Below are 24,993 nucleotides of genomic sequence, written 5' to 3' on the forward strand. Positions count from 1 at the left end.
TACCTATATTTGCCCTATTAAGGGATCTATGGAAAAACTGAAAAAACGTTGGGGGCTCGATTCCAACTATCAAATTGTGGTCATTTTAATCGTCTTTGCGGTAACAGGCTCAACCGCGGCCCAATTGGCACAACCGGTAACCGAATTGATCGGCTTGGATAGGGAGACCACCTCCGCTTGGCTGTATTGGACCATAAGAATTCTATTGATTTTTCCCCTATACCAAGTGCTCCTCGTATGTTTTGGCTGGCTTTTTGGTCAATTCCGTTTTTTCTGGAACTTCGAAAAAAAGATGCTGCACCGCATCGGCCTGGGCTTTTTGTTCAAGGAATGATCGTTTCCCGAGCCCACCCCCAACCCTTACCGCACTTTTTAAGTTTGACCGAACCCCACAAAGCTTTACTATTCTTAAAAATTAAGTATTTTTGAGGCATGCGGAGGCAACACAGTGTACTGGTTTCTTTTATTTGTGTCTTGGTGGCACTGTGCATATGGGCACCATCACTTACCAAATTGGGTCACGCCCTCTATGAACACCAGCGATTGGATTGTGACCAGACCAATGCGCTCCATATACACGAAGCGCAATTGGATTGCGATTTTCAAAAGTTTCAATTATCACCACAAGTCTTAGCCGCCCTTTTTTCCTATACAAAACTCCTACCTCCGACCATAGCGCGATCGGACTTTAATTTCTACTTCTTTTTAAACAAGTACCAAAAACTTCAATTTGTATTAAGAGGACCTCCTTATATTTCATATTTATAGCGATTTAAACGTATTTATAAAAAGTTATACTTTAATCAATATATTATATGAAATGCATCTATACCGCATTGCTTTTTACAATGCTATTTACCTATGGGCAAGCCCAAAACACACTGGAAGGAACCATTACAAGCAGCGACAGGAACGAAGCCTTACCAATGGTCCAAATCTATTTTCCCCAACTTGAAAAAGGTGCTGTTTCGGACGATGACGGCAAGTTTACGATGAGCGGACTGCCTAGTGGAAGCTACAAGATCGTAGCCAGCTACATAGGCTATACCACCTATTCAAAAACCATTTCCATAGCCCAAGGAAAAAATTTCCTGAACATCGAACTCTTACCAAGCGCCATTGAGATGGAAGAGGTAATCGTCTCAACCCCCTTTCACAAGCTACAACGGGAAAACGTCATGAAAGTCGAACGCGCCGATGTGACCGACCTTAAAGCCAAGGGTGCCATCACCCTATCGGACGGGATCACCAACGTGCCCGGCGTCGAAAGCCTCTCCACCGGCCTTGGAATTGGAAAACCGGTCATCAGGGGGCTTAGCGCCAATCGTGTTTTGGTGTACACCCAAGGGGTCCGACTAGAGAACCAACAGTTTGGCGACGAGCACGGCCTAGGGGTGAGCGATGCGGGAATTGAAAGCATCGAGATCATCAAAGGCCCAGCCTCGCTATTATACGGTTCCGATGCCCTGGGCGGGGTACTCTACCTGAACCCGGAAAAATTCGCCATAGCAGGAGAAACAGAGGGCGACGTAAACCTCAATTACTTTTCCAACACCAATGGATTAGCCGCCAATGCGGGTATAAAATCTTCAGGCGAGAAATTCAAATATTTGGTAAGGGGAAGCGTGGCCAGTCATACCGACTACCATACCGGAGACGATGTGAGCGTTACCAATTCGCGGTTCGGCGAATACGACCTCAAGGCCGGCATAGGCTACCAGACCGTAAAATTCAAAACGGATCTGCGCTACAACTACAACAATCTCGAACTGGGCATACCCGAAGAGCTGGGCGAACGCACCAACGAGCGTTCCCCCGAATCGCCCTACCAAGAAATCAACAACCACATCCTCAGTTCAAAGACCAACCTTTTCTTCGGACGTACAAGCCTCGAGGCCATTTTGGGCTACACCTTTAACAACCGCAAGGAATTCGAGGAGGGCGAAGAAGGGGCCGCCCTCGACATGGACCTGGAAACGTTCAATTACAACCTGCAGTACCACTTGCCCAAATGGGGCGGCCTGGAGAGTATCGTTGGCGTACAAGGCATGCACCAAACCAATAACAACTATGGTGAGGAATTGTTGATTCCCGACGCCACTACGTCCGATTTCGGTATTTTCGGCACTTCGCACCTGCATTTTCAAAACAATAGCGATTTGCAACTCGGCCTGCGTTACGACAGAAGATCGATCGAAGGCAAGGAACACGGGGAAGTCGGGGAAGAAGGTTATATCGAAGCCCTGGACCGGGACTTTAACAGCTTTAATGCCGCGTTGGGCTACAAGTGGGAGCTCCTGCATCGAATTACCGGACGGCTCAACCTCGCTTCGGGCTTTCGCGCCCCCAACTTGGCCGAGCTGACCTCAAACGGCGTGCACGAGGGCACCAACCGTTACGAAATCGGGAACGGCGACCTGAGAAACGAACAGAACGTACAGACCGACCTGTCTTTGGAATACAAGAACGAACACATTGAAATATTTGTAAATGGTTTCTACAATCGCGTAAACGACTATATCTTTATCGAACCCAACGGAGAAACCATAGAAAGCGATGCGGTCTTTGCCTACCAGCAAGACGACGCCAAATTGTACGGTGGGGAAATAGGGTTGCACATCCACCCCCACCCCTTGGATTGGCTGCACCTCGAAAGTAGCTTTGAGACCGTAACGGGAAAATTGGACGATGACTCCTACCTTCCCCTTATTCCGGCAAACAGCTGGACCAACACGTTGCGTACCGAGTTTTCCGAACCGAGCAGATGGTTCGAATCCAGCTACGCCTATATCACCCTAAAATCGGTCTTCAAACAAGGCAACATCAGCACCTTCGAAACCGAGACCGACGGATATGCCCTGCTTAATTTGGGACTTGGGGCGCAACTCCCCCTGTTCAATCAAAAGGTCGATGTTAGGATAAGTGGCAACAACATCCTGAATACCGATTACGTTTCACACTTATCGCGGTTGAAAACCGACGGTATATCCAATATCGGAAGAAATATCAACCTAGGGATCAGCGTACCCTTTTAAACCTGCCTGCAATACAAAAAAACGGACACCCAAAGTGCCCGTTTTTTTTTGTTCCCTATTTCTTAGACCTGTGTTTTCGGAAACCGTACAGGAGCTGTCCCCAAAAATGTTTGGGCACTTCATCGTCCCCTTCAAAGCCCAAAGGCACTTTTCCGCTATCCTCAGGAATAAAGTCCGTTTTGAACAAATAGTCCCACAAGCTCAGGCTGATACCGAAATTGACCCCATAGCGATGGTTTTCGGGCAAGGCATAGGCATGATGGTACAGGTGCATGACCGAATTGTTCAAAAGATACTTTAACGGCCCCCAGGTAATTTTAATATTGGCATGGTTCAAATGGCCAATGGCAATTGCCGAAAAATGAACGATATAGGCCTGCTCAGGCTCAAAGCCTCCAAGTATCATCACCCCAAAGGTCTTTAGCGGCTTGTAGAGCACATTCTCCATCCAATGGTAGCGCATATGCGCCGCAAACCCCATTTCCTTTACACTGTGATGGATCTTATGAAATTGCCACAGAAACTCGTAGCGGTGGAGAAGTACATGGGTAAACCACTGCACAAAATCCAAGACCAGAAAGAAGATGAGCAATTGCGCCCAAGACGGTAAGGAGGTCAAATCGACAATCGCTAAACCATCCATTGAAATACCTACATCCAAAAACAATGTTTCGAGCAGTTTATAAAAACCACTAATAACTATAGCAAATATGAAGAAATTAAAAAAGATATAGAAGGCATCCAACCAAAAATCCTTTCTGAAAACCGCTTGGTCCTTGCGCCAGGGAAACAGGATCTCCAATAGCCACACCGCAACGGACAGCACAACGATACCCCAAAAGTAATTGGTATACCATGGCACCTCAAAGATTATGGATTTCCACGTCCAACTGGCGGTTCCCTCAATAGCCCTTAAAAAAGAATCCATGTATTTTTCCACAACCTAATTGATTTAGGGCAAATTGGTCGAAAATGTTCGTCAATCCTTAAGCTCGTACCATTCAATATTCGTCAAGGCTTCCCTTCTACCCTTCTTTTTGGGCGGGTAATTGGTCACCAAATAGTCGATGATGATATCTTCGTTTTTACCCAGGTCCCATAGGTTTTGGGTTTCTTGCATCCATTTAATGGTAGCCTTCCAGCGTTCCTTGTTCATACGGTTTTGCATCACCAGCTTGGCCGAATGGCAGTTGGTACAATTTTGAACGGTTTCCATCATTCCCGGCGCATCGATAAAACCGGTACGTACATGGATACCGTTCTCGACCTTGTCAAAGTCGTCGTCATCGGCCCCAACGGCAACCACTTCCGTATCAGGTTTGGACCCCTGAAAGAGCGATAGGTCGGGATTACCCAACAAATACACCATCGCCACCGAAAAAAGCGCCACTACAACACAGGCCAGAATCAAAATCCGATAGACCCCCTGAAAACCTTTTTTTAATTTATCGTGATCTTGGTCTTTCATTTACACAATCTTTACGGCTATTCTATGACAAGCATTGTTCAAATATCCCTTGGGGTTCCATCCGGGCAATAACATGGGTTGCGAAACGCCCTTGGAGTCGGTGGCCTTGGCCCAAACCTCATAGTAACCTTCCTGAGGAAAATCGACCTCGGCCGAGAAATGCTGCCACGCCAGCCGGTTAACGGGTTTTTCGAGCTTGCAGGTCTTCCATGTAGCCCCAAAGTCTATGGAATATTCCATTTTGGCCACTTCCAGTTCCCCGGCCCAGGCATGCCCCCTGATCGCCAACTTTTTGCCCTTAGCAAGGGTAGCCCCCGATTTGGGGTAGGTTATCAACGATTTTACGGGCATGGATTCGATGATGCACATATCTTCATCGGCCACTTTTTCCCCGGGTGCAACGGGTTTGCAAGGTACCCGATATGCGCTTCCGGTCATTTTGGTACCGTCGTGCACTATATTTCTAATGCTGATACGCTGCAACCATTTTCCGGAAACCGAGGCAGGCCAGCCACCGGCGATAACCCGCAGGGGATAACCGTGTACCAAGGGTATGTCCTTGCCGTTCATTTTAAAGGCCAATAGGGTTTCGTCCTGCATGGCCTTGGCCATGGGCGCCCCTCTTGATATCGGCTCTTTTTTAGGATCGCGACTCAAATGAATATCCGCGGCATGGTAACCAAAATACACCGCATCGTCCTTAATTCCCACATCTTCCAATACATCGCGTAGGCGAACGCCCGTCCATTCCGCGCAATAGACGGCCCCGACGGTCCATTGGTTCCCCTTTGCCGGAGGGTCGAACTCACTTCTTCCGTTACCCCCGCACTCCAAGGTCAATTGATAGGTATGGTGCTTGAATTTGCTCTTAAGCTCTTCGAGCGTATAGGTTTTCTCCTGCCTTACGGACTCCCCATCGATGGTAAGCGTCCAATTTGCCGCATCTATCCCTTCGGGAACAAGACCGTTGTTCCGGATAAAGATAGCTTCGTTGGGGGTAACCTTGTCATCCAAAAGATGGGCCCTGGCCTCCATGTTCCAGGGTTTGTCGTTCAACACGACCATTTCGGTGTTTTTGTCGAACATCTTAAAGGGATCCGGCTCTTGAAGCGCCAGGGGCACATAGCCCGAGGGCATTTTTAAACCGTAAACAATTTCGGCCCCAATAACTCCTGCAAAGGATGCCAAAGTAGCCCCTTTGATAAACTTTCTTCGCTGCATAAAAAAATCATTAGAAGGTAAAGTTATAAATAATCGAAGTTTTCGTAAGTAACCTTGGATACCAAATTACACCTATTTAACAATAAAAAACAAAGGCCCTCCAAAAGGAAAGGCGCCCTAAATCAAGACGCCTCCCCCTTTAAAATTGACTACCAGGCAACTACACCTCGATTGTCGTTTTCTGTGTCGATTTTTTAAATACATAGGTATACAACCACATTATGGTAAAGGTCGGTATCACATCGAGTCCGGGAATTATTTCTTCCAAAAACGTAACGATTCCCGCCCCCTTTCCTATGTTCCCCTTGTACATTCGCGTCATCAGCCAGGCCGCCAAGGGCGCCCAAACGATATCGGAAAAATCCCCGATCAAGGGTATGGCAAACGAAAGCATTCCTATCGCATCGAAAAGAAGTCCCAAAAAGAGCTTTTTATACTTATTGTCTTTTGATTGTGACATGATCAGTGTTTAAAGTTACGCCTATACCCAAGCAATAAAAGTGCCAAAGTATCCCGCAAAGTCAATACATACGGCATTTAAGCCCCAAACTTAAGCAACGGGAACCTAAGACAAATCTGAACTTATCAGCTTCAAAAATTCGTTCCGGGTCTCGATTTTCTCAAATTGCCCCCGAAATCCCGAGGTTGTGGTAACCGAATTTTGTTTTTGTACGCCGCGCATCATCATGCACATATGGGAAGCTTCGATCACGACCGCCACTCCCTGGGGCTTTAGGGTATTGTTGATACACTCGAGAATGTCGTGCGTCAATCGTTCCTGAACCTGTAACCTTCTGGCAAAAACGTCGACCACGCGGGGTATTTTGCTCAAGCCGACAATATGGCCGTTGGGTATGTAGGCCACGTGCGCTTTGCCAAAAAAGGGCAACATGTGGTGTTCGCAAAGCGAATAAAGCTCGATATCCTTAATGATGACCATGTCGTCGTAATCTTCCTTGAACATGGCACTCTTTAAAATTTCAACGGCATCCTGCTTATACCCTTGGGTCAAGAACAACATTGCCTTTGCCGCCCGCTCCGGCGTTTTTATAAGTCCGTCGCGACTTACATCCTCCCCTATTTCACTTATTATCTTGGAATAACGGTCTTTAACTTCTGAAGTAACCTCTAAATTGTACTCTTCTAAATTTCTATATGGAGCCATTAAAATGGATTTGTTTTTACGTTTAAATTTTTCGGTTAACGGGAACAAGGACATAAAAAACCGAAGGTCCCGCCAACTTTATCCTGCAAATTTAGGGTTTTAATATGCTTGGTCCGGCAAATATCAAATTTCCTTACTTTTGTGGGATGAAATGCCACAATGGTCGTTTCAAAAACGGACCCTATGATCAAAGCCACCAATATACAAAAGTTTTACGGCGACTTACAGGTACTCAAAGGAGTGGACCTCCATATCAAGAAAGAGGAAATCATTTCAATCGTAGGTGCCTCTGGGGCCGGAAAGACGACGCTCCTGCAAATTTTGGGCACCCTTGACACCCAAAGCAACCCAAATGAAAGCGAACTGTTAATCAACGGAACGGAGGTCACCCGATTATCGGAAAAGCAATTGGCCAAATTTCGCAACGAGCACATTGGTTTTATTTTCCAGTTTCACCAATTGCTTCCCGAGTTTACGGCTTTGGAAAACGTCTGTATTCCCGCTTTCATCAAAAACACCCCGAAAGTCCAAGCCGAAAAAAGGGCCAAGGAACTGCTAGATTTTTTAGGCCTGTCGGCCCGAAGCAAGCACAAGCCCAATGAACTCTCGGGCGGGGAACAGCAACGGGTGGCCGTGGCCAGGGCCTTGATCAACGAACCCTCGATCGTCTTTGCCGACGAACCCAGTGGCAACCTGGATTCTGAAAGTGCCGATAACCTACACAGGCTCTTTTTTGAACTTCGCGATGAATTCGGACAAACTTTCGTAATCGTTACCCATAACCAACAATTGGCCGACATGGCCGATCGAAAACTGACCATGGTCGACGGACGCATAGTAAGTAAGGAGGTAGTCGCTTGAACACAAAGGGAGCCATACTCGGTCAAATTTTGTCGTTTTTAAAAAACCCTGTATATCAAGAAGATAAACAAAGTGACTTTAACGACAAGTACAGGGTTTTTATCCAGCTTTTATTCTATGCCCTGATCTTAAGTTATGGACTGGGACTTTTAAACCAAAGCCTGGAAACCTTCCTTAATTTAGACATCGGAAAACACGCCAGTGAAGATTTTATAAAAGACGCTCCGTGGCTGCTTTTTCTAATGGCGGTGGTATTGGCACCCCTCTTAGAGGAGCTTTTCTTTAGGGGACCGCTCTTTTTTTTCAAAGACAGCCCCCTATTCCCCTATATCTTTTACCTTCTTACCCTTATATTCGGTTTTTACCATATTCTAAATTTCGAATTTACCTCCACTACCCTCTGGCTTTCGCCCCTCTTGGTAGCCCCCCAACTATCCGTTGGCGTTTTTTTGGGCTTTATTCGGGTTCGGTTCGGACTGCCTTGGTCCATAGCCCTACATGCGGCATACAACCTTATATTGATAGGACCTTTTATACTATTACAAATTTTTGACCTCCCAGTGGAATGAAGCAAGCGGAACTCAAGGAATTTTTAGATGCCAAGGTACAGCAATACGAGCACCCCAAATTCTTGGAAACGGATCCCATACAAGTTCCCCATCAATTCTCGCGAAAGGAAGATATTGAAATAAGCGCCTTTCTAACGGCGACCATTGCCTGGGGCAATCGCAAGAGCATCATCAACAACGCCCAAAAACTTATGGAACTAATGGGCGGTTCGCCCTACGACTACGTGCTTCAGTACGCCGAGGAAGACAGGGAAGAACTCGCATCCTTTGTCCACCGAACCTTTAACGGCGAAGATTTAAAATACTTTATAAAAAGCCTAAGGAACATTTATTTAAATCACGGCGGATTGGAGGCGGTCTTTGCCGAACATGCCAAAGAAGACTCGATGCAAATGGCCATTTCTGCCTTTAAAAGGACTTTTTTTGAGCTCCCCCATCCATTGCGGACCCAAAAACACGTAAGCGACCCCTTAAAAGGCTCCGCCGCCAAACGGATCAATATGTTTTTACGGTGGATGGTTCGCTCAAACGCCACTTCGGTAGATTTTGGAATATGGAAGCGCATTTCCCCCAGTCAATTGTCCTGCCCCTTGGATGTTCATTCGGGAAACGTCGCCCGAAAGCTAAAATTGCTCACCCGGAAACAGAACGATGCCAAGGCCTTGGCCGAACTCGATAAAAACCTACGTAAACTAGACCCTACCGATCCGGTAAAATACGACTTCGCCCTTTTCGGATTGGGTGTTTTTGAAAAATTCTAGGAAACTAAGCCACCGCTTATTGATACCGCTTTTTAAACTCCAAAGGTGTAATCTGTGTCTTCGCCTTAAATACCCTTGAAAAATAGGCGTAATCTTCGTAGCCCAATTGTTCGGCCACATGGGCCAAGGAAGTCCGGGAATGCACGATCAACCGTTTGGCTTCCAAAAGAATACGGTCGTTAATCAATTCGGTGGTGGTCTTGCCCAAGGTACTCTTGGTAACGCGGTTTAGGTGTTTTGTGGTGATATGCAGTTGGTCCGCATAAAAACGGGCCTGCTTTTCGCTTCTGTAAAATCGCTCCACCGTTTGCTCCAATTCTGAAAGTATTTTTAAATAGGTGGGCGACAACACATGTTCTGTAGTGTCAAAAGCGGCGTAATATCGACTAAGGTCAATGTAGGTCAAGTTGATCAGACTTGCCAATTTCTGTTTTTTATAGACCACATTAGCATGATATTCTCGGTTGATTTCATTGAAGCGCTGGGCTATACCTTGAAGCCCTTCCGGTGACAAGGTGAGGTTAGGGGGATTTTTATAGGAATAGTAAAATGGAAATTGGTGCAACTTAATACCCGAAATATTCAACTCGAAAAAAGATTGGGTATGAAAAAAGATATACCCTTCGACTGCCGAGTCAAACTTCCAACTATGGGTTTGCCCGGGTTTTAAGAAGAACAGGCTTCCCTTTTCAATGCGATAGGAACTAAAATCGATTTCGTGAACACCACTACCCTTCAAAAAGAGCACACAAAGAAAAAAATCGTGCTGGTGTGGCCGGTGTACGATGGTTTCGTTCTTTTTGAGGTGGGCGTCCAAGGCGTTACTATAAAAATCGACCGAAGAATGCTCTTCTTCGAATTGTTCTATATGCAGGACAGGTACAATCTTCACGGAATCTAAATATGTCTTAAAAGTACAAAAATTGGCGATAAAGCTATAAGGACCAGCACTGGAATAACTACTAGTTTTGAACCATAACAAAAGCACATCAAAATATACAGATGTTACCTTGGTTCAAAAAGTGCAAGGAAGGTCTGTATGTGGCATCAGTCCATAAGGGGATGTTCCTGTAATTGAAATAGAAAAGAGCATATGAAACTTTTTAAAGGCACCAAGATTTACAGCATTTTTACGGGCACTTGCCCCGTTTGCCAAAACGAAAGTATGTACACCACAGCAAATCCGTATAAACTTTCAAGCACCCTAAAAATGAAAGAACGCTGCAGCCACTGCCATACCAAGTACAAAATAGAACCTTCTTTTTTCTACGGTGCCATGTATGTAAGTTATCCTGTGGGACTCTTTTTTGCGGGCTTTGCTTTTTTCCTTTGTTATCTGATGATCGGCCTCGGCTTGATAACCACCTATGCCATTATCGTAGTGGAAATGGTATTGGTCTTGCCCATAGTGCTTCGTCTTTCGCGAAACATTTGGATCAATTTCTTCATGCACTACGGCAAATCCCTTAAAGGCAAGCAAAGGACTTAGGGGTACTTGCCAAAATCGAATCAAGAAGCGATAAGTCCGTCTAAAATCGTTCTGATCTTTTCGGCATTCCAATCCGTGGCACCGGTCTCCTTTACAACTATCTTCCCGGTTTTGTCGATGACAAAGTTGGCCGGGATGCTCTTTTCGTACAGTTCTTCGGGCGCCTGCATTTTAGGGAAGTAAACCGGTAGGCTGAACTTCTTTCGCTCCAAAAAGTTTCTGACCACCTCGGGATCTTCATGGGTCAGAAGCACAAAATCGACCGAATCGCCGTAATCGTCGTACAAGCTTTGGATACTTGGCATCTCGGCAATACAGGGCGGACACCAAGTGGCCCAATATCCGATAAAGCTTACCTTGCCGTTTCCCACCGTTATCGACACATCGGCGCCGTTCAAGTCAGTTACCCGGTATTCAAAAGGCGTTACGGTCACCTGCGCTTCGGCGTCGAGTACCGAGGGCGAAAAAAGCTGTACTTTAATGCCGTTGAGGAACACTTGGATCGGTTTCCGTGTTTGCGGTATGATTACCAACAGTACAAAGACCAAGAGCAAGACGTCGCCTATTCTTATTTTTCCCTTTCTCATCGGTGCAAAAATACGCAGTCCAATGAAAAACTCGCCCCTTTGGGACTAATCTAAAAAAACCGGTCTATTTTTCCTTGCCAAACTTTTGGAACTGTTTGTAGATCCATTGCTTTTCCTCCAAGGTAAACTCCTTGTTCTCGAACCATTCGTAGGCCGCTATCTTTTCATTTTCGATCTGGGCCTTGCGTATGGCCTCTATCGATACCAAGTGCCAGTGTACCCCTTTTTGTCGGTTAACGGAGTAACCAATGTCTTCGGTTATATAGGATCTTCTGGGCCGGTTGATCAACCTGACCCCGTTTTTTAAAACGGCCAGCGTTTTGGTAAGCCTGACCACTTCCGAAAAGGAATACCTTACAAAATCGTCAAAGCCATCTTGCTTGGCGTTGTACAGTTTATCTCCTACTTTTAATTCTCGCATGGTCTTAAAAGCGGGCAAAATTAATGGCTTCGGATGCGATTCAAAAAATCGGCATGAAGAAATTATCAACAAAATACGCTTATCGGGCATAAGGCCCCGACACCTAGGCAAATACAAAAAAGGATGTGCATGCATGGTCGGGCCGCGGAAACCTGCCACACACCGGAACCGAAGGCTCAAGCCCTTTCCAGCCTTGGCGCCTTTCCCTTGTTCCGCTTTCTTTTTTTCTGCAGTTTGTTCCACCAGATCAAGGTGCCGGTAATGGGCAGGCTGGTAGCTATCAGACAGGCCAAAAAGTATAGTATTTTTGAGAAGGTCCCGTAGATATCGCCCATATGAAGGGGCTTTATAAGTGCGGCAATTCTAACATTGAGCGGTTTTTCGCTAAAAATTTCCTTCTTCAACACCGTGCCGTCTTGGTCAAGCACCAATTTATCGGTAATAACGGGTGAAAATCCCGATGCATCGTTCTTGGAAACGGTATACACCCCTTTTTTCGTTTTTGGAAGCGAAAGACTTATGGCTCCGGTATAGGGAAGTTCTTTATTGACAACACCCAAAATTTCGGCCACGGACAATACTTTCGCACCTTCTTCAAGTCCGGATTCCATTTTGGGCCCACCTCCCCTATTACCGAATATTTTGGCGCCAAGGACGGCACTTCCCGCATCGCGGTACCATTGAAAGGACCAACACAGGCCGGTAAGCGACATGACGACCAGAAATATACAGGCATAAAAGCCCAAGGTGTTGTGCAAATCGTGGTTGACACGTTTCCAATTGGCCGAGAACTTGATCTTAAAACCGGTTTTTATATGTTTCCATCTTAGCTTTTTCGGAAACCACAGCACGAGTCCGCTTATCGACAAAACAAGAAAAATCAGCGTGGCGATCCCCACTATGGGCCTACCGACCTCCATATCCAGCAACAGCCAACGGTGCAGGCGGAACATAGCCATAAAAAAACCATCGAGCGATGATTTCAGTTCCTTTTGAAACCGCCCCGTATAGGGGTCGACAAAAAAAGTGCTTCCCCTACGCTGCTTGGGATCGGTCTTAATCGAGAACAAGTAAGGGGCATCGGCCTCGGCGGGAATCGTAATGCCGTTTATTTGTCCCTCTCCCTTCAACTTTTCGGCAAGTGTTTCCACCGACATTTTATCGGCCGTCGATACGGCTACCGTAAAATCTTCCTTAAACAGGTCTTTTATCTCGTGTTCGAAAACCAAGAGGGTACCGCTTAAACAAACAAGAAACAAGATAATACCACTTGCAAGGCCAAGCCACAAGTGTATATCGTTGATCAATTCCCTTAGACCGTACTTTTTCATATTATCGGTTTATCGTTAAATCGTTTAGGTAGCCTTCTTCAAATTTAGAAACTATTAGAAACTATAGGTAAGTACCCCATAAAAACTTCTAGGATCGGTTTGGTTGATATAGGCCGTGCGATAGGCATTATAACCTATTTCGTCGAAAACGTTGTTCATCAAGAGGCGTACCCCCCAATTATCGTTTATGCGATACGCCACTTGCGCATTTACCAGGGTATAGGCGTCTACGTCAAATGGTTTTTGGTTCGGAACAATGCCCTCGTGGGTAACGGCACCCGCGCTCCAGTCGTTGATGGGCCGCTCTCCGGTGTAATAGGCCCCGGCACCCAACGATAAGCCTTTCAACTTATTTTTGAACGCGTAGTTCCCGTACACGTTAAAGGTATGTTTCGGGGTGTTCAACGGGGCGGAACCGTAAACATAAGAGGTGTGCTCCTTGTACTGGGCGTCGATATACGAGTACCCGGTAATAACCTCGAAATTATCGAGAATACGCCCGGTAAGCTCAACCTCAACCCCCTGTCGCTGGTCGTTGCCCCCTTTTTGGTAATATCCGGTGGCGATCCAGTTTTCATCGTAGACCGGCAGGTTGATGTTCTTGTTGTTGATCTTAAAATACGTCAAGTTGAAACGCAAACGGCTATCGAGCCAGTTGGTCTTTATGCCCGCTTCGAGCTGGTCAAACCGCTCATTGCCGAGCTCCCTGCCATCTTCCCCCAAACGGGTTCCGGTACGTGGGTACGAGCTGTTGGTGTACGAGGCAAAGACATTCAGGTTTTCCATTGGGGTGATGATCAAGCCTGCCAAGGGATTGAATGCATCGCTACTACTCGTCTCCGTATCCGTACTGGTTTCAGTCGTACTGTAACGGAAGCCCAAGAACGATTTCAACCAGGGGTTAAAGGTAATGACGTCCTGTGCGACAAAACCGAGGGACCTCGATTTGGAACCGGCCAAGGTGGGATCGCTCATGGCAATGTCACCGGGCAATTGATTCGATATGGTACCGAATACGTCCAAGGTATCCACTACCGAGGCGGTACTACTGGAAGTATTGTAGGTCGATGTCCGATAGTCCATACCCACCTGAAACGTGTGTGCGATCGATCCGGTATACATGTCGTCACCGATAAGGTCTACCTGAAAAACACTGTTTTCGTCTTCCCGGGTCGATATCGAATAGCCCCTGGTCCTCATGTTATATGCGGTGTTACCGTCAACATCGCTGATCGCACTGCCTAAACTGGCCGTTTTGACATCGAGATCCAGACTGGAGGCAAAAAAGGCCGCGTTTATACTGAGTTTATCGTTGATCTCCTTTTTGAATCGGGCCGAATAATTAAGGTTTTGGGTCAATGCCTTATCGTTTTCAAAGCCCAGGAACTGGTCATAGGGCAAATCATAAATGGCATTGGTATCGTTTTCTGCCAGGTTGACCGTTCCGAGGTCGGGGGTCCTGCTGTCGTCAAAATAATCCATTTCAAGGGTCAGGGTCGTACCCTCGTCAATTCGCCATTCAAAGGAGGGGTTGATATAAAACCGTTGCGACGATATGGTAGCGCGATAGCTGTCGGCACGCTCCAAGGCCCCGTTGATCCTAAAGGCCGTATTCTTTTTGTCGTTCAACGGACCGTATACGTCGAAAGTCGGTCTGGCCTGTCCGAAACTACCGGCGCGCATTGAGGCCTGTCCGCCAAATTGGAATTTGGGCGTCTTGGTAACGATATTGATCACCCCGCCCGGACTCCCCAAATCGGTAGCCACCCCTTGAGTGATGGAAGCGGCGCCTTTCAGCACCTGAATATTGTCGACGCCCTGCATATCGGTAAGAATACCGGTACCCCTAAAATCGGAATGCACGCGCACCCCGTTCTTTAGAATCGGAATTCCCCTAAATCCCCGTGAAGACATACTCTCACTTCGGTTGCCATAGGTGGCGAAAGAATAGACCCCAGGTACGTTTTTGGTTGCATCGGCTATGGTGAGGTTCCCTTGGTTTTCGATAACTTTTTCCGAAATAACCGATATACTCTGAATCTGCTCATAGGTAGCCAAGGGCAAACGGGTCAAGGCCTCGATTTTATCGGGGTGCTCGTAACGGGATCCAAATACTTCCACTTCGTCAAGCTCCGAATCCATACGGACCTTAAAATTTAGGGTTACATCACCATCCGAAACGGTAACCGCCTTTTTAAGGGTCCTATAGCCAACGGCACTTACCTGCAGCTCGTAGGCGCCCGAAGGAACACCCGTAATCTCGTACTCCCCGTTTTCATTTGCCGCCGCACCCTTTGCGCTCTTTACAATGGCGACATGGGCATAGGCCACGGGCTCCCCGTCGTTCGAAGTTACTTTTCCGTGAATGGTATGGACCTGTTCTTGTGCATGGGCCAGGAACAGACCGAACATAAATAGGGGCAACACTAAAAGTCTCATTGATATTTATTTAGACTTGATATAAATTATTTGGATTTTGCCGCGAATTTATAGGTCCATTGCCTTCTACACAAATTTATTTGAACCAAATCTAAATAAGCCTGATTAATTGCTTGATTCACAATTCCTAAATTCAAAAATTTTAACATTTGCAAGCTATCATTATTAGTGGGACATCTCCCCTCAAAACAATGGTACCAGGGGGGCTCGCAATGTCGGGTACAGGGAAGCCCGTGTTTTAACCATTCAAATGCCTGGATACCATATCCTTTTTAAGGCACAGGAATGGAATTTGGCTTCATATACCGTGTATTTGGTTCAATTAATGCCCTCTTTTTTTTGGACATTTACCCCAATTAAAACTTTATAAGTATGGCAAAGACAAAAATTGCATTGATCACCGGGGCAAGCAGGGGGCTTGGTCGGGAAATGGCCCTTAGGGTAGCCGAGAAGGGAATAGACCTGGTCATCACCTACCATTCGAACCAAAAGGCGGCGGAAGAGGTCGTCGAGGCCATAGAAACCTCAGGCCAAAAGGCCAAGGCTTTTAGGCTGGACACCAGCAATGTCGATGAATTCGACAGATTTTACGAAGGCCTCTCCAAGTACCTAATCGAAGAATACGGCAGTGCCCACTTTGATTTTCTGGTAAACAACGCAGGTACCGGTATTTACAAACCCTTTCTCGACACCACCGAAGCCGATTTTGATGAAATGCTCGACATTCACCTGAAAGGGGTTTATTTCTTAACCCAAAAAGCGGTACCTTTTCTTAACGATGGCGCCCGAATCATCAATATTTCGTCGGGACTGGCCCGGTTTTCGTTTCCCAATTCGTCGGCCTATGCCTCGGCAAAAGGGGGCGTGGAGGTGTTCACCCGATATCTGGCCAAGGAGTTGTCACACAAGAAAATAAGGGCCAACGTTGTCGCCCCGGGAGCGGTGGGAACCGACTTTGGCGGAGGGGAAAACAAGACCAACCAACAAAAGATCAAGGCCGTTTCGAGTCTGACCGCCTTGGGAAGGGTCGGCGAACCGGAAGACCTGGGAGGCGTGGTCGCCTTTTTGTGTACGGATGATGCGCGTTGGATCAACGGCCAACGCATCGAGGTGTCCGGAGGTATAATTTTATAGACAGGAAAATATGAAAAAAGGAATCCGAAAAATTGAATCCATTCACGATTTTCATAGGTTAAGGGGGCTCGATAGTCCCCTCCATCCTTTGGTGAGCTTGATCGACTACGGAAAAACCACGATTACCAATCGGCACATTGGGGAACAATGGCTTTTTACATTTTACTCCATAGGCGTCAAACGCAACGTGGGCACCTTGCGCTATGGCCAACAGCATTATGATTTTAACGAAGGGCTAATGTCCTTTATCGCCCCAGGGCAGCTTTTGGGCATACGGCCGAATGAAAAACCCGGCCAGAAGCCGTCGGGTTGGCTGCTTTTACTACATCCCGATTTTATATGGAACACCTCCTTGGCCAAATCGATCAAAAAATACGACTTCTTTGATTATTCCATTAACGAAGCCCTTTTTATGTCGCCTAAGGAAGAGTCGATAATCGAAGGGATTTTCAAGAATATCCAAGGCGAAATAGAAGCGAACCTCGACCGGTTCAGCCAAAACATCATCATTGCCCAAATAGAGCTCCTTCTTCAATACTCCGAACGTTTTTACCAGAGGCAGTTTATCACGCGCAAGAAAAGCAACCACGAAGTGCTCGCTCGGCTCGAAAAATTGTTGAACGACTATTTCAACGATGAAGAATCTTCCAAGACGGGCATCCCTTCGGTAAAATTCGTCGCCGAAAAACTGAACTTAAGTCCCAATTACCTGAGCAGCTTGCTCAAGACCCTTACCGGTCAAAACACCCAGCAATACATTCATGAAAAGCTTATAGAAAAAGCTAAGGAAAAGCTATCGACCTCCGAACTATCGATCAGTGAAATTGCCTATGACCTAGGTTTCGAACACTCCCAGTCCTTCAGTAAACTGTTCCGATCAAAAACCAGCCTCTCCCCTTCCGAGTTCAGGGATTCCTTTGCTTAAAAGGCCGGGCGATCAAGAATTTGGCCGGCTCCTTCCCTGCCAAGGCCCAATTACGGCCTAAATCCATTACCTTTGGCCTGAGGTAAGATTAGGTAGCGTACCCAATGAAAATAGCCCTTGCACAGATACATCCGACAAAAGGCAATTATAAAGAAAACATTGCTTTGCACACCTGTGCCATCCGGGCGGCCATTGAAGAAAACACGAATGCCATTTTCTTTCCCGAACTTTCCTTGACGGGATACGAGCCCGCCCTGGCGGAAGGTTTAAAGATCGGAATCGGCGACGAAAGCCTCCAAGCTTTTGGGCAAATCGGCAGCTCGAACAATATCGTCATTGCCCTCGGCGTCCCGCTCCAAGAAAAGGGCGGCGTTTCCATTTCAATGCTGCTGTTTCAACCCCAACGGCCTGTGGCCCGTTATAGCAAACAGTTTTTGCACGACGATGAACGACCTTACTTTACAGCAGGGGATGCCCCCGGAATTTTGAGGCTACAGGACAAAAAGATCGCCCTGGCCATCTGCTACGAGAGCCTTCAGGAAAGGCACTTGGAGCAAAATATAAGCCTAGGGGCCGATATGTATTTGGCCAGTGTGGCCAAGTCGCAAAAAGGAATCGATAGGGCCTGTTCCTATTTTCCCGAAAAATCACGACTCCACCAACTTCCTATTTTGATGGTAAACGCCGTTGGACCTTGCGATAATTTTGAAAGTGCGGGGCAAAGCTCCGTGTGGAATTCCGAAGGCAGGCTCGTGGGGCAACTCACGCCAAAAGAACAAAGCCTGTTGATCTACGATACATCCCGTGGTTCCACAACGGTTAAACCCCTACCCTTGACATGAACTACAACGACAAAACCTTCAGGCCCCTAAGCAACACCCTTAACGGGGAAACTTCCCATGAAACCCTTTTTCATTACCAACAGCGGGGCAACCTACTTTATTGCACCTATTCGGGCGGGCAAATAGTAAAAGGCCATTTGATAGGCAAGGTCGATCCGGATGGAAACATAGACATGCGGTACCATCAGATCAACACCAAGGGAGAACTTATGACCGGCACCTGCCTTTCGTCCCCCGAAATTCTGCCCAACGGAACGATCAGGCTACATGAAAAATGGCAGTGGACCTCGGGTGACCGAAGCCAGGGCGAATCGGTACTCGAAGAAGTTTGACCCTGACCCTTGGTGGTTCTATTTCTTCGTAAAACGGTAATTTCCCCGTAACTACCTATTAATTTCAATTGATAAGAATTCTTATCTTAGACCGGAAAAGGCCCGAATAACCCAACCTAAAACCCAGCCGAGAAATGGACTCCAAACCCGCTAATTTTTTAAAGACCCTAACGGTCATCCATATGGCGCTTTTAGCCAGTCTGATTGGATTCGCCCTATTCGTCTATTCAAGCAACGGTGGTTTCCAGGCCGGGATGGATTCCGAAGACCCCTTTATCTACATCGTTCCGGTCGCCGCCGCAATAGGCTATTTTTTAAGTCAGTATCTTTTTAAAAAGCAATTGTCGACCATTACCAGGGAAGAAGCGTTAAACTTCAAACTGTCGAGGTACCAAAGCGCTTCGATACAAAAATATGCCCTGCTCGAGGGACCGGCCTTAATGGCCCTCTTCGCCTATTCATCCAGTGGCAATGCCCTGCATCTGGTCATCGTCCTTTTATTGGTGGCCTACCTCTTTGCGCAAAGGCCCACCGCGGCCAAACTTATCGACCAACTGCCCCTTACCCGGGAGGAAGAAAATCAATTTAAACTTTAAACCTTCAACAATGAACCCATTTAAAACATTGATTGCCACTCTTTTTTTATCGGCCGCACCAGTAACCTTTCAGGCACAGGACTGGCCCAACCTAAAACAGTTTCAAGAAGAGAATGCACAATTGAGTGCACCGGCACCGGATGAAGACCGGGTCGTCTTCATGGGGAACTCGATTACCATTGGCTGGTTGAAAAAAAGACCTGAATTCTTTGCAGGAAAGCCCTATATCAACCGCGGTATCAGCGGTCAGACCACTCCCCAGATGCTCTTGCGCTTCCGACAAGATGTCATCGAACTCAAGCCCAAGGTAGTCGTCATTCTTGCGGGCACCAACGATATCGCCGGAAACACAGGTCCGTCGACCTTGGATATGATCATGGACAACATCAAGTCGATGGCCGAACTGGCCGAGGCCAACAATATAAAAGTTATACTCTCGTCTACCCTGCCTGCCTTTAAATATTCGTGGAGGCCCGAGGTTAAGCCCGCGGAAAAGATCGTGGCCCTGAACAAGAAGATAAAGGCCTATGCCGAAGAGGCCGGTCACATTTACCTCGATTATTTCTCGGCCATGGCCGATGAACGCAAGGGCCTGCCCAAAAAATACGCAAAAGACGAAGTACACCCTACCCCGGAAGGATACATGGTCATGGAGCCCATGGTAGAAAAAGCGATTGCCGAGGCCCTTAAAAAACCTTAAGGCCATGAGGTACTTTCTCGTTTTTACGGCCTTGTTTTTTCAGCTTTCGAAGACCTCAGGGCAAAGCGATACACAACAACCTCCCCTAAGGGTCGGTGTAGTGGGACTGGTTCATGGCCATGTGCATTGGATTCTGGAAAACGCAAAGAAAAGCAACATCGAAATCGTGGGCATCGCCGAGCCCGACCGCGACCTTGCCGAAAGATTGACCCGTCGCTATGGCCTTTCGATGGATATCGTTTTTGACACCCTCGACGAAATGGTCAAGGCTACGCGACCCGAGGCCGTAAATGCCTTCAACAGTACCTACGACCATCTTGAAACGGTACGCTACTGTGCCCCAAAGGGCATTCATGTAATGGTAGAAAAACCTTTGGCCGTAAGTTGGGCCCACGCCAGGGAAATGGCGGCCCTCGCCAGAAAGCACAAGATCCACCTACTGACCAATTACGAAACCTCTTGGTACGGCAGCAATAAGAAGGCCTATGAACTCATCCACGACGAAAAGACCATTGGCCCCGTGCGGAGAATCGTTTTTCATACGGGACATATGGGGCCAGTGGAAATCGGTTGCAGCCAAGAGTTTTTGGAGTGGTTGACAGATCCCGTTCTGAACGGCGGCGGGGCCTTGACCGATTTTGGTTGCTATGGCGCCAATTTATCGACTTGGCTGATGAAGGGCCAGACCCCCGAATCGGTAACCTGTATAACGCAACAACTAAAACCCGGACTTTATCCGAAGGTCGATGACGATGCCACCATTATTCTCAAGTATGCGCAAACCGAAGTGATCATCCAAGCCTCATGGAACTGGCCCCACCATATAAAAGATATGGAAGTATTTGGCACCACAGGATTCATAAAATGTAAAAACGCGGAGAAAATGGAAGTTATGTTCAACGAAACGGATGCACCCCGAAGTATAAAGGCCGAACCTTTGCCCAAAGGCGACGACGACCCCTTTGAACTCCTTCGAAAGGTAGTACACGATTCGTATCGACTCCCTCCCTACGACCCTTCGTCCCTCGAGAACGCCGAAATTGTGGTTCAAATTCTCGAGGCCGCCAAGCTTTCGGCCCAATCGGGGGCGACGGTACACTGGAAAGAGCTGTTTCCCCCAACCGACAATTGATGGCCTGCAGGCCACGATCTACAAATAATAAATCCCATACGGGGAAATACGAATAAAACTTCCCCTATCTTTGATAGTATGCAAGAATCTGTCCCGCACCGGTCAACGGAAACATCCAACGACACCATTGGTCCCGAAAAGTACGACACCATCATAATCGGTTCGGGTGCGGGTGGCCTGGCCTGTGCCATCTGCTTGGCCGAAAGGGGCCAAAAGGTTCTGGTGCTTGAACAGCACGACGTGCCCGGCGGATGGTGTCACAGCTTTTACCTGAACGGCCACCGGTTTACCCCTGGGGTCCATTACGTCGGCCTTTTGGGGGAAGGTGAAACGACAAGCGACCTTTACAAGGGCCTAGGCATTGCCAACGAGCTTGTATTTTTTCGGATGAACCCCGATGCCTACGAACACGTGCGTATTGGAGACACAAAATTTGACTTTCCCGCCAATTTCGACCAACTGGTCGCGCGCTTGTCGGAACGTTTCCCAAAAGAAAAAAAGAACATCTCAGCATACCTGAACATGACCCAAAGGGTCAGTCGCGAACTCTACAGCATTCCCAATTTCAAGGGTTTTTGGCAAAAATTGATCATGCCCTACAAAACACGGTATTTTGGCAAATACTCGCTATTTACCCTAAGTAGGGTCATCGGTTGGTTTATCAAAGACCCGCTTTTAAAGAAAATACTGAACATTCAATGTGGCGATCATGGGGTGGCACCCAACAAGGTCCCCTTTCTCTTGCACAGTGCCTTGATGTACCACTATTACAAGGGAGGCTACTACCCCATGGGGGGCGGTGGCGCCCTTATAAAATCGATGACCAACGTGATCAAGAAACACAACGGGGAAGTACGCACCTCGGCCGGAGTGGCCAAAATCATATTGGAAGGCGACCGAAAGAAAAAAGCCGTAGGGGTCGTATTGGAAGACGGCCAAAAATTATATGCCTCCCAGATCGTTTCCAATGCCGATGTAGGCATTACCTATAACCAATTGGTCGGCCTTGAAAACTTGAGCAAAAGACTGCAGCGAAAACTAGCGAAAACAAAATACTCGTGCACTTCGCTAATGTTGTTCTTAACGGTGGATATGGACCTAAAAAAAGCCGGTGTGGATTCAGGTAATATTTGGTTGATGCCCGATAGGGGCGCCAATGACTTCTATGAAGAGATCTTTGCCGGGAACATTGACGAAGGCCATGCCTTTGAGGGCATGTTCATTAGTTGCACCACCTTAAAAGACCCCTCCAGTTTCGACGGCAAACACCACAGTATCGAGGCCATAACCTTTGTGGATTATAAAACTTTCGAGGAATTTGAAAATACCGACCGAGAACGTTCACAGAAATACCTTAAGCTTAAGGAACGCCTAACGAAAAAAATGATCAATGGGGTAGACAGGGCCATACCCGGCATTCGCAAACACATTGTACACCGGGAACTGGGCACGCCCCTGACCAATAAATACTATATTAACACGACCAAGGGCAATGTTTACGGCACCGAAAAAAGCCTGTTCCATATCGGCCCCTTCGCCTTTCGTGCCAAAAGTGAAATTAAGAACCTCTTCCTCTGCGGCTCGAGCATTCTCTCACACGGGGTGGCGGGGGCGTCCCATTCGGGAGTCGATACGGCCGCCCGTATCCTGGGCTGTACGCCCGACGAGCTAAAAGAGCCCAAGGAGGATCAGGAACTCCGCATTTACGAAGCCGAAGACCCATCGACATACCCCGATTGGCTCAAAAGGAAAATAAAGCTTCGAAAGGCAAGGGCCCATGCCAAATCGGAAAAGACCTCGGCCTAAGGGCAACCCATTTTGCCCAGAACAAAGAAAGGATGCCGATAAGTCCAATCTGGGATTCGTACCTAAAAGGGAACCATATGACGAAGCACTTCCCACCGTTTGCCGGGGCAATGAAAAAAACAGGTTTATAGTCGATCCGACGATCACGGCTTAAAAAGGAGGGGAAAAAATCGACCTTCCATTTTTTTGCCCTTGGGTATAATCGGCACGCCCTGTAAAAGTTCATCATCGGTATTGCTCAACGTTCCATCGGCAAACACATTGAGTACAAAGGCCCGCCGACTAACATCGGACCTGTTCCCATACGAACCATGTACCATCAGCGGGTGGTGAAAGGTAGCCTCTCCCCTTTTTAATTCAATGGCTACCGGCTTTTTAAACTGTTCCTTTTGTTCGGCGTTCAAATACCTCATTAGACCGTTCATGTCCCCGGCCAGGGAGGGGGCGTCCAAAAGTCCCCATTTATGGCTCTTGGGTATATAGTGCAGGCATCCGTTTTCGACGGTAGCATCATCCAACCCCGTCCAACAGGTCAAATGTTGCATGGCCACGGTTCTGGTCCAATACGAATAATCCTGATGCCACGCCACGACCCCACCGTGTCGTGCAGGCTTGCAAAAGAGTTGGTCGTGCCAAAAACGCACCGGCTTTTCCCCCAGCAACTGATAAGCCGCCATAACGAATGCCGGGTTGAACAAAACGTCGTGAAAGCCTGGGGCAATGCGCCAATGTCCCAAGGAGTGGAAAAGAACCGAATCTGGGTCTTCCGACTCATTGCCGTGAAATTCATAGAACAAATGATGTGCGGGGTGTTCCGGGTTTACCAGTTCCTCTAATTCCTTTCTCAAAATAGTGATCTGTTCATCGTTCAATAGACGAATTCCAGACACATAGCCCTCTTCATGAAAATGGTTTACCTGTTCTTCGCTTAGCCGATAGGGCTGCCACTCTTCTTCCGATTCGGGCCATTTGAACATATCGGAGATCAAGTGGTGCACTTCGGCCAGGTCTTTTACCTTGCTTGTCGACATAACTACATCTTGGCCTTAAAAATTACAAAAACCTTAAATTACTTTATAATCCTCTAAAAGGGGAAGGGTTGAAGTAGTTTTTTCCTAAATTAGATCCCTATATCAAAATTATAGGGACCAAATGAAATATATCGTCTGCGAAAAGCCCGGAACGTTTTTAATGAAGGAAAAGGAAGAACCGCAAAGAAACCCTGGTGAAGCCCTTTTAAAAATCACAAAAGTAGGTATCTGTGGCACCGACCTACACGCCTATGCGGGCAATCAGGCCTTTTTTACCTATCCTCGGATATTGGGCCACGAACTTGCCGCCGAAGTCGTTGAAATAGACGACAACCCCAAAGGCATTCGATCGGGCGACAAAGTCGTATTAATGCCTTATCTAAGTTGCGGGAAATGTGTGGCCTGTAGGGCCGGAAAGACGAATTGCTGCACCGATATTGCCGTATTGGGCGTGCATACCGACGGCGGTATGCAAGAGCGTATCGTCGTTCCCTCCGATATATTGTTACCGGCCAACCCTCTATCGGACAGCGAAATAGCCATCGTCGAATGTTTGTCGATTGGCGCCCATGCGATCAGACGGTCGAAGGTCAAAGCCGGGGAAACCGTGGTCGTTGTCGGTTGTGGCCCCATAGGGATCGGCATCATGAAATTCGCCCAAATAGAAGGTGCAAACGTTATTGCCGTCGATATGAACCCGCGGCGACTGGACTACGTAAAAAAGGAAATCGGGATCGAGCATACCGTTCTAGGTGGGCCCCAGGCCGTTGAAGAAGTGTCAAAGCTCACCCATGGCGATATGGCAACGGCCGTATACGACGCCACGGGACACAAAGGCGCCCTAGAGGCGGGAATCGACTTTATGGCGCACGGCGGACGGTATATATTGGTCGGCCTTTCCAAGGGCGACCTGGTGTTCGCCCATCCCAAGATACACGCCAAGGAAACATCGATCTTGTGCAGCCGAAACGCGACCCTTGCCGATTTCGAATACGTCATGAAGGTAATGGAACAGGGGAAATTCCCGACCGCTTCCTTTATCACCCACACCGTACCCTACACCGAGATGATTTCGAATTTCGACAGTTGGCTGGACCCCGCCAACGGCGTCATCAAAGCAACCGTTACTTTTTAAAAAAACTACCGTA

26 protein-coding genes are annotated in these 24,993 nt (G+C 47.4%); 15 read left to right on the forward strand and 11 right to left on the reverse strand.

The genetic code is table 11. The features are described from left to right. Positions 1-28 precede the first annotated feature (28 nt). Together BUB37_RS06455 and BUB37_RS06460 are read left to right on the forward strand one after the other, a co-directional pair. Positions 29-334 (forward strand): DUF6787 family protein, encoded by a 306-nt coding sequence (locus BUB37_RS06455; protein WP_072990576.1) that lies wholly within the window; start codon positions 29-31, stop codon positions 332-334. Between the two features lie 481 nt (positions 335-815). After that, the gene (locus BUB37_RS06460; protein WP_072990580.1) at positions 816-3,035 is read left to right on the forward strand and encodes a TonB-dependent receptor; all 2,220 of its coding nucleotides are present in this window, start codon (positions 816-818) and stop codon (positions 3,033-3,035) included. Between the two features lie 55 nt (positions 3,036-3,090). Here the strand turns inward: BUB37_RS06460 and BUB37_RS06465 are convergent, their stop codons facing one another. From BUB37_RS06465 to folE, 5 genes are all read right to left on the reverse strand, one after another. Further along, positions 3,091-3,975: a sterol desaturase family protein gene (locus BUB37_RS06465; protein ID WP_072990583.1), complete on the reverse strand. Its 885-nt coding sequence runs from the start codon at positions 3,973-3,975 to the stop codon at positions 3,091-3,093. Positions 3,976-4,014: 39 nt separating this feature from the next. Then, a complete protein-coding gene (locus BUB37_RS06470; RefSeq protein ID WP_072990586.1) occupies positions 4,015-4,503 on the reverse strand; it encodes a monoheme cytochrome C in 489 nt (162 codons plus the stop codon). Then, entirely contained in the window at positions 4,504-5,724 is a 1,221-nt protein-coding gene (locus BUB37_RS06475) for a sulfite oxidase (protein WP_072990589.1), read from the reverse strand. 160 nt (positions 5,725-5,884) lie between these two features. Next, on the reverse strand, positions 5,885-6,184 hold the full coding sequence (locus tag BUB37_RS06480; RefSeq protein ID WP_072990592.1) for a hypothetical protein: 300 nt from the start codon (positions 6,182-6,184) through the stop codon (positions 5,885-5,887). 105 nt (positions 6,185-6,289) lie between these two features. Beyond that, complete coding sequence (gene folE / locus BUB37_RS06485; protein WP_072992590.1) at positions 6,290-6,889, reverse strand: GTP cyclohydrolase I FolE; 600 nt, start codon at positions 6,887-6,889, stop codon at positions 6,290-6,292. A gap of 183 nt (positions 6,890-7,072) precedes the next feature. On the opposite strand from folE, the gene BUB37_RS06490 reads away from it, so the two are divergent. Genes BUB37_RS06490 through BUB37_RS06500 form a run of 3 tightly spaced genes read left to right on the forward strand, consistent with a single transcriptional unit; the run spans position 7,073 to position 9,080 of the window. Next, complete coding sequence (locus BUB37_RS06490) at positions 7,073-7,750, forward strand: ABC transporter ATP-binding protein (protein ID WP_072992594.1); 678 nt, start codon at positions 7,073-7,075, stop codon at positions 7,748-7,750. Beyond that, positions 7,747-8,319: a CPBP family intramembrane glutamic endopeptidase gene (locus BUB37_RS06495; protein ID WP_094766579.1), complete on the forward strand. Its 573-nt coding sequence runs from the start codon at positions 7,747-7,749 to the stop codon at positions 8,317-8,319. The genes BUB37_RS06490 and BUB37_RS06495 overlap by 4 nt, the downstream gene beginning before the upstream one ends. Continuing rightward, positions 8,316-9,080 carry a TIGR02757 family protein gene (locus BUB37_RS06500; protein WP_072990597.1) on the forward strand — a complete coding sequence of 255 codons (765 nt, stop codon included), beginning with the start codon at positions 8,316-8,318 and terminating at the stop codon, positions 9,078-9,080. Before BUB37_RS06495 ends, BUB37_RS06500 begins: the two co-directional genes overlap by 4 nt. Before the next feature lie 16 nt (positions 9,081-9,096). Here the strand turns inward: BUB37_RS06500 and BUB37_RS06505 are convergent, their stop codons facing one another. Next, on the reverse strand, positions 9,097-9,972 hold the full coding sequence (locus BUB37_RS06505) for an AraC family transcriptional regulator (RefSeq protein WP_072990600.1): 876 nt from the start codon (positions 9,970-9,972) through the stop codon (positions 9,097-9,099). A gap of 201 nt (positions 9,973-10,173) precedes the next feature. On the opposite strand from BUB37_RS06505, the gene BUB37_RS06510 reads away from it, so the two are divergent. Continuing rightward, complete coding sequence (locus tag BUB37_RS06510; protein WP_072990603.1) at positions 10,174-10,569, forward strand: DUF983 domain-containing protein; 396 nt, start codon at positions 10,174-10,176, stop codon at positions 10,567-10,569. A gap of 20 nt (positions 10,570-10,589) precedes the next feature. Here the strand turns inward: BUB37_RS06510 and BUB37_RS06515 are convergent, their stop codons facing one another. The 4 genes from BUB37_RS06515 to BUB37_RS06530 form a co-directional block, all read right to left on the reverse strand. Continuing rightward, a complete protein-coding gene (locus BUB37_RS06515; RefSeq protein WP_072990606.1) occupies positions 10,590-11,156 on the reverse strand; it encodes a TlpA family protein disulfide reductase in 567 nt (188 codons plus the stop codon). A 64-nt stretch (positions 11,157-11,220) separates the two neighbouring features. Next, positions 11,221-11,577, reverse strand: a complete 357-nt coding sequence (locus BUB37_RS06520) for a pyruvate kinase (protein WP_072992601.1) — start codon at positions 11,575-11,577, stop codon at positions 11,221-11,223. A 176-nt stretch (positions 11,578-11,753) separates the two neighbouring features. Beyond that, positions 11,754-12,908 carry a PepSY-associated TM helix domain-containing protein gene (locus BUB37_RS06525; RefSeq protein ID WP_072990609.1) on the reverse strand — a complete coding sequence of 385 codons (1,155 nt, stop codon included), beginning with the start codon at positions 12,906-12,908 and terminating at the stop codon, positions 11,754-11,756. Between the two features lie 54 nt (positions 12,909-12,962). Beyond that, a complete protein-coding gene (locus BUB37_RS06530; RefSeq protein WP_072990612.1) occupies positions 12,963-15,347 on the reverse strand; it encodes a TonB-dependent receptor in 2,385 nt (794 codons plus the stop codon). Positions 15,348-15,719: 372 nt separating this feature from the next. On the opposite strand from BUB37_RS06530, the gene BUB37_RS06535 reads away from it, so the two are divergent. From BUB37_RS06535 to BUB37_RS06570, 8 genes are all read left to right on the forward strand, one after another. After that, positions 15,720-16,481, forward strand: a complete 762-nt coding sequence (locus BUB37_RS06535; RefSeq protein WP_072990615.1) for an SDR family NAD(P)-dependent oxidoreductase — start codon at positions 15,720-15,722, stop codon at positions 16,479-16,481. Positions 16,482-16,491: 10 nt separating this feature from the next. Next, positions 16,492-17,406: a helix-turn-helix domain-containing protein gene (locus BUB37_RS06540; RefSeq protein ID WP_072990620.1), complete on the forward strand. Its 915-nt coding sequence runs from the start codon at positions 16,492-16,494 to the stop codon at positions 17,404-17,406. Between the two features lie 104 nt (positions 17,407-17,510). Further along, a complete protein-coding gene (locus tag BUB37_RS06545; RefSeq protein WP_072990623.1) occupies positions 17,511-18,248 on the forward strand; it encodes a carbon-nitrogen hydrolase family protein in 738 nt (245 codons plus the stop codon). Continuing rightward, a complete protein-coding gene (locus BUB37_RS06550; RefSeq protein WP_072990626.1) occupies positions 18,245-18,580 on the forward strand; it encodes an avidin-fold protein in 336 nt (111 codons plus the stop codon). The genes BUB37_RS06545 and BUB37_RS06550 overlap by 4 nt, the downstream gene beginning before the upstream one ends. Positions 18,581-18,714: 134 nt before the next feature. Further along, complete coding sequence (locus tag BUB37_RS06555; protein WP_139278084.1) at positions 18,715-19,176, forward strand: hypothetical protein; 462 nt, start codon at positions 18,715-18,717, stop codon at positions 19,174-19,176. A 10-nt stretch (positions 19,177-19,186) separates the two neighbouring features. Continuing rightward, the gene (locus tag BUB37_RS06560) at positions 19,187-19,876 is read left to right on the forward strand and encodes an SGNH/GDSL hydrolase family protein (RefSeq protein WP_072990632.1); all 690 of its coding nucleotides are present in this window, start codon (positions 19,187-19,189) and stop codon (positions 19,874-19,876) included. 4 nt (positions 19,877-19,880) lie between these two features. Then, entirely contained in the window at positions 19,881-21,008 is a 1,128-nt protein-coding gene (locus BUB37_RS06565) for a Gfo/Idh/MocA family protein (RefSeq protein WP_072990636.1), read from the forward strand. A 78-nt stretch (positions 21,009-21,086) separates the two neighbouring features. Further along, positions 21,087-22,814, forward strand: coding sequence for a phytoene desaturase family protein (locus tag BUB37_RS06570; protein ID WP_072990639.1), 1,728 nt, complete (start codon positions 21,087-21,089; stop codon positions 22,812-22,814). A 143-nt stretch (positions 22,815-22,957) separates the two neighbouring features. On the opposite strand, the gene BUB37_RS06575 is transcribed toward BUB37_RS06570, so the two are convergent. Then, the gene (locus BUB37_RS06575) at positions 22,958-23,845 is read right to left on the reverse strand and encodes a phytanoyl-CoA dioxygenase family protein (protein ID WP_072990642.1); all 888 of its coding nucleotides are present in this window, start codon (positions 23,843-23,845) and stop codon (positions 22,958-22,960) included. Between the two features lie 121 nt (positions 23,846-23,966). On the opposite strand from BUB37_RS06575, the gene BUB37_RS06580 reads away from it, so the two are divergent. Continuing rightward, the gene (locus tag BUB37_RS06580) at positions 23,967-24,980 is read left to right on the forward strand and encodes a zinc-binding alcohol dehydrogenase family protein (RefSeq protein WP_072990645.1); all 1,014 of its coding nucleotides are present in this window, start codon (positions 23,967-23,969) and stop codon (positions 24,978-24,980) included. Positions 24,981-24,993 lie beyond the last annotated feature (13 nt).

Source organism: Pseudozobellia thermophila (assembly GCF_900141855.1).
Lineage (GTDB): Bacteria > Bacteroidota > Bacteroidia > Flavobacteriales > Flavobacteriaceae > Pseudozobellia > Pseudozobellia thermophila.

What these genes read in the sequence shown, in the direction of transcription:
- BUB37_RS06455 (WP_072990576.1), top strand. Translation starts at nt 29, where the DNA reads ATGGAAAAACTGAAAAAACGTTGGGGGCTCGATTCCAACTATCAAATT.
- BUB37_RS06460 (WP_072990580.1), top strand. Translation starts at nt 816, where the DNA reads ATGAAATGCATCTATACCGCATTGCTTTTTACAATGCTATTTACCTAT.
- BUB37_RS06470 (WP_072990586.1), bottom strand. Translation starts at nt 4,503, where the DNA reads ATGAAAGACCAAGATCACGATAAATTAAAAAAAGGTTTTCAGGGGGTC.
- BUB37_RS06475 (WP_072990589.1), bottom strand. Translation starts at nt 5,724, where the DNA reads ATGCAGCGAAGAAAGTTTATCAAAGGGGCTACTTTGGCATCCTTTGCA.
- BUB37_RS06480 (WP_072990592.1), bottom strand. Translation starts at nt 6,184, where the DNA reads ATGTCACAATCAAAAGACAATAAGTATAAAAAGCTCTTTTTGGGACTT.
- folE (WP_072992590.1), bottom strand. Translation starts at nt 6,889, where the DNA reads ATGGCTCCATATAGAAATTTAGAAGAGTACAATTTAGAGGTTACTTCA.
- BUB37_RS06490 (WP_072992594.1), top strand. Translation starts at nt 7,073, where the DNA reads ATGATCAAAGCCACCAATATACAAAAGTTTTACGGCGACTTACAGGTA.
- BUB37_RS06500 (WP_072990597.1), top strand. Translation starts at nt 8,316, where the DNA reads ATGAAGCAAGCGGAACTCAAGGAATTTTTAGATGCCAAGGTACAGCAA.
- BUB37_RS06510 (WP_072990603.1), top strand. Translation starts at nt 10,174, where the DNA reads ATGAAACTTTTTAAAGGCACCAAGATTTACAGCATTTTTACGGGCACT.
- BUB37_RS06515 (WP_072990606.1), bottom strand. Translation starts at nt 11,156, where the DNA reads ATGAGAAAGGGAAAAATAAGAATAGGCGACGTCTTGCTCTTGGTCTTT.
- BUB37_RS06520 (WP_072992601.1), bottom strand. Translation starts at nt 11,577, where the DNA reads ATGCGAGAATTAAAAGTAGGAGATAAACTGTACAACGCCAAGCAAGAT.
- BUB37_RS06525 (WP_072990609.1), bottom strand. Translation starts at nt 12,908, where the DNA reads ATGAAAAAGTACGGTCTAAGGGAATTGATCAACGATATACACTTGTGG.
- BUB37_RS06530 (WP_072990612.1), bottom strand. Translation starts at nt 15,347, where the DNA reads ATGAGACTTTTAGTGTTGCCCCTATTTATGTTCGGTCTGTTCCTGGCC.
- BUB37_RS06535 (WP_072990615.1), top strand. Translation starts at nt 15,720, where the DNA reads ATGGCAAAGACAAAAATTGCATTGATCACCGGGGCAAGCAGGGGGCTT.
- BUB37_RS06540 (WP_072990620.1), top strand. Translation starts at nt 16,492, where the DNA reads ATGAAAAAAGGAATCCGAAAAATTGAATCCATTCACGATTTTCATAGG.
- BUB37_RS06545 (WP_072990623.1), top strand. Translation starts at nt 17,511, where the DNA reads ATGAAAATAGCCCTTGCACAGATACATCCGACAAAAGGCAATTATAAA.
- BUB37_RS06550 (WP_072990626.1), top strand. Translation starts at nt 18,245, where the DNA reads ATGAACTACAACGACAAAACCTTCAGGCCCCTAAGCAACACCCTTAAC.
- BUB37_RS06555 (WP_139278084.1), top strand. Translation starts at nt 18,715, where the DNA reads ATGGACTCCAAACCCGCTAATTTTTTAAAGACCCTAACGGTCATCCAT.
- BUB37_RS06560 (WP_072990632.1), top strand. Translation starts at nt 19,187, where the DNA reads ATGAACCCATTTAAAACATTGATTGCCACTCTTTTTTTATCGGCCGCA.
- BUB37_RS06565 (WP_072990636.1), top strand. Translation starts at nt 19,881, where the DNA reads ATGAGGTACTTTCTCGTTTTTACGGCCTTGTTTTTTCAGCTTTCGAAG.
- BUB37_RS06570 (WP_072990639.1), top strand. Translation starts at nt 21,087, where the DNA reads ATGCAAGAATCTGTCCCGCACCGGTCAACGGAAACATCCAACGACACC.
- BUB37_RS06575 (WP_072990642.1), bottom strand. Translation starts at nt 23,845, where the DNA reads ATGTCGACAAGCAAGGTAAAAGACCTGGCCGAAGTGCACCACTTGATC.
- BUB37_RS06580 (WP_072990645.1), top strand. Translation starts at nt 23,967, where the DNA reads ATGAAATATATCGTCTGCGAAAAGCCCGGAACGTTTTTAATGAAGGAA.